Source organism: Kitasatospora sp. NPDC059803 (genome assembly GCF_042732255.1).
GTDB lineage: Bacteria > Actinomycetota > Actinomycetes > Streptomycetales > Streptomycetaceae > Kitasatospora.
Genome location: NZ_JBHWIJ010000070.1, coordinates 25,018 through 31,913 on the forward strand (window position 1 = coordinate 25,018; position 6,896 = coordinate 31,913).

General features: G+C 74.3%; 4 protein-coding genes and 1 pseudogene. 1 reads left to right on the plus strand and 4 read right to left on the minus strand.

All coding sequences use genetic code 11. The annotated features are described in order from the left end of the window. Positions 1 to 99: 99 nt before the first annotated feature. The 4 genes and pseudogenes from ACFV6I_RS14330 to ACFV6I_RS14345 all read right to left on the minus strand — a co-directional run. Positions 100 to 300: pseudogene (locus ACFV6I_RS14330) on the minus strand (multiprotein-bridging factor 1 family protein); the annotation flags it as partial. Between the two features lie 264 nt (positions 301 to 564). Beyond that, on the minus strand, positions 565 to 1,017 hold the full coding sequence (locus ACFV6I_RS14335) for a MarR family winged helix-turn-helix transcriptional regulator (protein WP_380425386.1): 453 nt from the start codon (positions 1,015 to 1,017) through the stop codon (positions 565 to 567). Continuing rightward, positions 1,017 to 2,504 carry an MFS transporter gene (locus ACFV6I_RS14340; protein WP_380425389.1) on the minus strand — a complete coding sequence of 496 codons (1,488 nt, stop codon included), beginning with the start codon at positions 2,502 to 2,504 and terminating at the stop codon, positions 1,017 to 1,019. The genes ACFV6I_RS14335 and ACFV6I_RS14340 overlap by 1 nt, the downstream gene beginning before the upstream one ends. A gap of 131 nt (positions 2,505 to 2,635) precedes the next feature. Then, positions 2,636 to 3,301 (minus strand): LuxR C-terminal-related transcriptional regulator, encoded by a 666-nt coding sequence (locus ACFV6I_RS14345; RefSeq protein ID WP_380425392.1) that lies wholly within the window; start codon positions 3,299 to 3,301, stop codon positions 2,636 to 2,638. A 173-nt stretch (positions 3,302 to 3,474) separates the two neighbouring features. Here ACFV6I_RS14345 and ACFV6I_RS14350 point away from each other — a divergent pair, with 173 nt between their 5' ends. After that, on the plus strand, positions 3,475 to 6,810 hold the full coding sequence (locus ACFV6I_RS14350) for a cytochrome P450 (RefSeq protein WP_380425395.1): 3,336 nt from the start codon (positions 3,475 to 3,477) through the stop codon (positions 6,808 to 6,810). Positions 6,811 to 6,896 lie beyond the last annotated feature (86 nt).

The window sequence follows — 6,896 nt, forward strand, 5'->3', positions numbered from 1 at the left end:
GGGGGGCGCCCCCCCCCCCAGCCCGCCCGACAACGGGGGCGGGGGGGCCCGCGGGGCGCCCCCCCCCCCGCCCCCCGGCCGCCCCCCCCCCCCCCCCCCCGCGTCCGCCAGCAGCCGGACGGTCTCGTTCCGCGGCCTTCTGACTCGGCCGCTCTCCATGTCCCGGATCGCCCGCACGCTCAGGGTGGCGTGATCGGCCAGGCACTGTTGGGTCAGGCCGATCCGCTCGCGCCGTACCCTCAACTGCTCGCCGAAGCCCGCCGCCGGCCTCACCGCTTGCACCCACTGCCCGCCGTCCATGCCTCGTCTGCCCTTCGTGGTCCGGACTCCTGATGGGGGTCGGGACCGGTGGCGGCATCAGCGCTGGGCACCCGCGCGGTCCGTGGTCCGACCGCGTGGGTCCCGGTGGTCAGGCTGTGGCCTCCGAACCGGTCCCCTCCGGTTCCAGATGCTGCAGGCTTGCCGTCTACGCCCGATCAACGGCCGATCACCGGCCCCACCCACGACCTTCACGCTGGCCTCACAGCCCGTCGGCGGCCACGACGGCACCCGCCCTGGGGGGGTTCAGTCCAGGAGCTTCGCCAGGACGCGGTCGAGTGTCTGGATGTCCTCCGGGGGCAGGGCGAGCAGGTCGTCGGGCGGGGTGGTGAGGATCCTGGCGGCGAGGGCGGCCTTCGTCTGGCCCTCCTCGGTCAGATGGACCAGCTTGGACCGGCGATCGGCGGGATTGGTGACGCGTTCGGCGAGGCCGCGCCGCACCAGGTCGTCGACGATGACGGTGGTGTAGGGCGGGTCGCTGCCCAGCCGCTCGGCCAGGTCCCGCAGGGTGATCGGGTCGGCGCCGAGGCGGCGCAGCGCCCTGACCCGGCTGAAGCTCATGCCGAGGGCTTCGGCGACGGTCTTGCGGCGGTCGTAGCGCTCCAGGACGAGCACGTTCAGCCCCTGCCAGACCCTGGTCGCCGTGCTGGTGGCGGCCTCGTCCCCCTCGTGGTGCTCGCCGGTGTGCGGGCGGTCCATCAGGTGTTCACCGTCTCCTTCATCTCCCTCGCCCCCGGCGCCTCCGGCGTCTCAGGCGCCTCAGGCGTCTCCTCGGCGGCGAGCCGCTCCGCCGTGCGCAGGGCCGTCTCCCGGGCCCAGCGGCCGGAAGTGAGCGTACCCGTGACCAGCACGACGGCGCCGCAGCCTGCGATGATCCACCACGCCGTCCGCCCGGCGTCGGTGAAGGCCGCCGTGTGCGCGTACGCCCCGCCCGCCATCAGGGCGCCGACGACGGCCACGCCGAGGGACTGGCCGATCTGCCGGCTGGTGGAGGCCACCGCGGCCGCGACACCGGCCTGCGAACGGGGCATGCCCGAAACGGCGGTGTTGGTGATGGGCGCGTTGACCAGGCCGAAGCCGGTGCCGAAGAGCAGGTACGCGACGACCAGCACGGCCGTCGGAAGGTGCTCGGAGTAGGTGAGCGCCTGGAGCACGGCGCTCGCGCACAGGGCCGCCCCGGCGAGGAGCAGGGGGATGCGCGGACCCCGGGAGGCGACCATGCGGCCGGACACCGGCGCGGTCAGCAGCGCCATCACCGCCATCGGCAGCATGAACAGACCGGCGTGCAGCGGGGTGAGCCCGCGCACGTTCTGCAGGTAGAGGGAGCTGACGAACAGGAACCCGCCCAGGGAGGCGAAGGCGGCGACCGCGATCACGGTGGCGCCCGCGAACGGCGCGGACCGGAAGAACCGCAGCTCGATCAGCGGGTCGGCGCGCCTGGGCTCGTACCACAGCAGGCCCAGCAGCGCGCCCAGCGCCGCCGCCGCGCAGCCGACGACGAGCGGCGAGGTCCAGCCGCGCTCCGGCGACTCGATGATCGCGTACGTGAGCGCGGTGAGCAGGACGATGACGAGCACCTGGCCGACCGGATCGACCCGGCGGGGCCGCGGCGCCCGTGATTCCGGCACGTACCTGCGGGTCAGGAACAGCGCGGCCAGGCCGATCGGCACGTTGATCCAGAAGACGGCCCGCCAGCCGGCCGACTCGACCAGGGCGCCGCCGACGATCGGTCCGGCGGCCATGCTGATGCCCACGACGCCGCTCCACACGCCGATGGCGCGGGCACGCTGCCGGGAGTCGGTGAAGGTGTTGCTGATGATCGACATGGCGACGGGGTTCAGCATCGATCCGCCCACCGCCTGGAGCATCCGTGCGGCGACGAGCCAGCCGAGCCCGGGGGCCAGGCTGCACAGCAGCGACGCCGCGGTGAAGACCACCAGTCCGATCTGGAAGACCCGGCGGCGGCCCACCCGGTCGGCGGCGGAGCCGGAGAGCATCAACAGGCTGGCCAGCACCAGCGTGTAGGCGTCGACCGTCCATTGCAGCCCGGACACCGAGGTGTGCAGGTCGCGCTGGATGGCGGGCAGGGCGACGTTCAGGATCGTGTTGTCGAGGCTGACGATCAGCAGGCTCATGCAGCAGATGGCGAGCACGAGCCAGGGCCGTCGTGGGGCGGCGTCCGGCATGGTAGGGGCTCCACAAGTATTTGTATTGTTGAAATCATTGTGAGCATATAACTAAATCACCGAACGGCCCAGCCCCGTGCAACCCAGCCCGCGCAGCCCAGCCCGCCGACCTCCCCCGCGAGCCGCCCCCGTCATGGTCGGGGGGCCGGCTCCGGCGGCCAGGCGCCGGCGGCCAGGACGCCGGTGGCGTAGGCGCGGGCGACCAGCGCGGTGCGGTTGGGCAGCTGCCAGCGGCGGGTGAGCCGGGCGAGGTGGTAGTTGACGCCGTCCGGGGTGAGGCCGATCTCCCGGCCGATCTGGGCCGTGGTGGCGCCGCGGGCGGCGGCGGCGAGGATCCGGGCCTCGACCGGGCTCACCTCGGGGCGGGGGGCGGCCGGCGGGTCGGCGGGCCCGGTGCGGACCGGCAGCGAGAGCAGCAGGTTCGGGGCGTCCTCCGGGGTGTCGCCGACCAGGGCGACGGTCATCTCGCCGCTCCGCTCGGTGCCGTCGGCGGCCGACCAGGAGACCGGCGCCGGGTACTGCGAGCGGCGGTGCAGGCGGACGGCCTCGGCGAGCGCCGGTATGGTGGCGCTGTCCCGGAGGGTGAAGAACTCCAGGATCTTCCGGTTGCGCAACTGCCCGGGCAGCAGGCCGAATTCGGCGGCCATCGCCCGGTTGACGATCATGATCCGGCCGCTGAACTCGCACACCGCCAGCGCCACCGGCACGTGGTCGAGCAACCGCAGCGTCCGGTTGCGCCAGATGACGGCGAGGTCCTGCCAGCTCTCCGCCGTCGACTCGCAGTCGGTCAGTCTCATCCCGGCCCCTCCCGTGTACAACTTGCGCGTGCAGCAGACCTGACGGTCCGTTGACAAGTCTTCCGCGACCGCCGCTACTGCACAAACATGTAGTCCTCGGGCCCGGGTTCCTGCCCTGTTCGGGCGAGAGTGGAGGACGACGAGGTTTCTCCTGCCACGGAAGGCGACAACCCATGACCGAGACGATGACCCCGGCGGCAGCCGAGGCTACGAATCCGGCTGGAGCCGGGCTCCCGCCCGGGACCCTGGTGCCCCGGCAGAGCCCCGCCGGGGTGCCGCTGGTCGACATCTCGTCGGCGCCGCCGATCGCCGCCCCCTTGCTGCGCACCATGGAACTGGCCCGGCGGCACGCCCCGGCCTTCGTCCAGCGCCTGCACGGGCGGGACACCCTGATCGTCAGCGGCCTGGACCTGGTCGAGGAGCTGGCCGACGAGGAGCGGTTCACCAAGTCGATCGGACCGGCCCTGGAGAACGTCCGCGAGTTCACCGGGGACGGCCTGTTCACGGCGTACAACGCGGAGCCGAACTGGGCCAGGGCGCACGACATCCTGATGCCCGCCTTCGCGCTCGGCTCGATGCGCACCTACCACCCCGTGATGCTGCGGGTGGCCCGCCGCCTGATCGAGTCCTGGGACGGCCGGTCGGCCGCCGGGCTGGTCGTGGACGTGCCCGGCGACATGACCCGGATGACCCTGGACACCATCGGGCTGGCCGGTTTCGGCTTCGACTTCGGCTCCTTCGACCGGGAGGAGCCGCACCCCTTCGTCGAGGCGATGGTCCGCTCCCTGAACTGGGCGATGAACAAGCTCCTGCGCGACCCGGAACTCGACCACAACGAGCCCGACGAGGCCGCCCGGGGCGACGCCCGGTACCTGGCCTCGGTGGTGGACGAGGTGATCGCCGCCCGCGCCGGCAGCCCCGAACAGGGCCCGGCCGAGGACCTGCTGGGCCTGATGCTCGACGCCGTGCACCCCGCCGACGGCAGCAGACTGGACGCCGAGAACATCCGCAACCAGGTGATCACCTTCCTGATCGCCGGCCACGAGACCACCTCGGGCGCGCTCTCCTTCGCCCTGTACTACCTCGTCAAGCACCCCGCCGTGCTCCGCGAGGTCCAGCGCGAGGTGGACGCGCTCTGGGGCGACCAGGCCGATCCGGAGCCCTCGTACGAGGACATCGGCCGGCTCCGGTACACCCGGCAGGTGCTCAACGAGGCGCTGCGACTGTGGCCGACCGCCCCCGCGTTCAGCCGGGAGGCCCGCGCGGACACCCTGCTCGGCGGCCGGATCCCGGTCCGCGCCGGGGAGCCGGTCCTGGTGGCCACGATGATGCTGCACCGCGACCCCGTCTGGGGCGACAACCCGGAGCTGTTCGACCCCTCCCGCTTCGACCCCGAGCCGGAGGCGGCCCGCTCACCGCACGCCTTCAAGCCCTTCGGCACCGGCGAACGCGCCTGCATCGGGCGGCAGTTCGCGCTGCACGAGGCGACCATGCTGCTCGGCATGCTGGTCCACCGCTACCGGCTGATCGACCACGCCGACTACCAGCTGACCATCAAGCAGACGCTCACCATCAAGCCCGACGACTTCACCCTCGCCCTCGCCCCGCGCACGGCCACGCCCCCGGCGGTGGCGGACGCGCCCGTCCGCGCCGCCGACCTGCCCGGGCGGGTCCGCCAGGGCACCGGCCTGCTGCTCCTGCACGGCTCCAACTACGGCGCCTGCCGCGAGTTCACCCGGCAGCTGGCCGACGCGGCGGCCGCGCTCGGCTGCGACACCGCCGTCGCCCCGCTGGACGCCTACGCGGACGGGCTGCCCACCGACCGGCCGGTGGTGATCACCGCCGCCTCGTACAACGGGCAGCCGACGGACGACGCGGCGGAGTTCGTCCGCCGGCTCCGGACGGCGACCGAGCAGGCCGAACAGGCCGAGGGCGGCGAAGGCGCGGGCGCCAGCAGCCAGGGCACCGCCGGGTTCGCGAAGGACGTCCGGTACGCGGTGCTCGGCATCGGCGACCGGACGTACGCCGCCACGTACCAGCGCGTGCCGACGCTGATCGACGAGGGCCTCGCCGCCCTCGGCGGCACCCGGCTGCTCGCCCGGGGCGCGGCCGACGCCTCCGGCGATCTGGCCGGGAAGGTGGCGGAGTTCACCACGGCGCTGAGCCGGGCCCTGCTGGAGCGGTACGGCGACGCCGCTGCACCCGTCGTCGCCCCCGGCACCGGCACCGCGCCCGCTCCCGCCGAGGCCGCCGCCCTGGAGACGTACACCGTGACCGAGCTGGCCGGCGGCCCGCTGGACGCCCTGGCCGCGAAGCGCCGCGTGATCGGGCTGACCGTCACGGCGGTCGGCAGCCTCACCGACCCCGCCTACCCCCGGGTCAAGCGCCTGGTCCGGCTGGCCCTGCCGGAGGGCGTCGACTACCGCACCGCGGACCACGTCTCGGTGCTGCCGGCCAACGACCCGGCCCTGGTCGAGCGCGCCGCCAAGGTGTTGGGCGCCGACGCGGACACCCTGCTCGGCATCGTGGCGAACCGGCGCACCATCCTGGCCGTGGACCGGCCGCTGACGGTCCGCGAACTGCTCACCCACCACGTCGAGTTGCAGGACCGCCCGAGCGCCGCCCAGCGCGCGACGCTGGCCGACCTCAACCCGTGCCCGCCCGAGCAGGCCGCGCTGCGGGCGCTGCCCGAGGACGACCCGCGGACGCTGCTGGAGCTGGTCGAGGACCACCCGGCCCTGCGGGAGGTCCTGACCTGGCCGGTGCTGCTGGAACTGCTGCCGCCGATCCGACCCCGGATGTACTCCATCTCCACCTCGCCGACCAGCGCCCCGCGCCACGTGGACCTGATGGTCTCCGTGCTCGACGCCCCGGCCCGCTCCGGCCGGGGCTCCTTCCGGGGCGTCGGCTCCGGCTACCTCGACCGGGTGGCCGTCGGGGACACCGTGCTGGCGCGCCTCCAGCCGTGCCGCGAGACGTTCCGGATCGGCCACCGCGCCCCGGTGATCATGATCGCGGCCGGCACCGGCCTGGCGCCGTTCCGCGGCGCGGTCGCCGACCGCCGCGCCCTGCTCGCCACCGCCACCGCCGACAAGGCCGCCGCCACCGACGAGGCCAAGGACAGGGCCACCGAACTCGCCCCGGCCCTGCTCTACTTCGGCTGCGACGCGCCCGACGCCGACTACCTGCACCGCGACGAACTGCTCGCCGCCGAGCAGGCCGGCGCCGTCTCGATGCGCCCGGTCTTCAGCGAACAGCCCGTCGACGGTCGGCGCTTCGTCCAGGACCGCATCGCCGCCGAGGGCGCGGAGGTCTGGAGCCTGCTCGCCGCCGGCGCCGAGGTCTACGTGTGCGGCGACGGCGCCCGGATGGCCCCGGGTGTCCGCGCCGCCTTCCGCGAGCTCTACCTGAGCCGGACCCCCGGCGCCGACGAAGGCCGGGCCCAGGCCTGGCTCCAGGGCCTGATCGACGAGCGCCGCTACGTCGAGGACGTCTACGCGGGCCGCTGAGCCCGCCCGAGCCGCGGGGGGGGGGGCGCGCGCCCGCCGCCGCCCGCGGCCCGGCGGGCCGCGCCCGCCCGCCCGCCCCGACACCC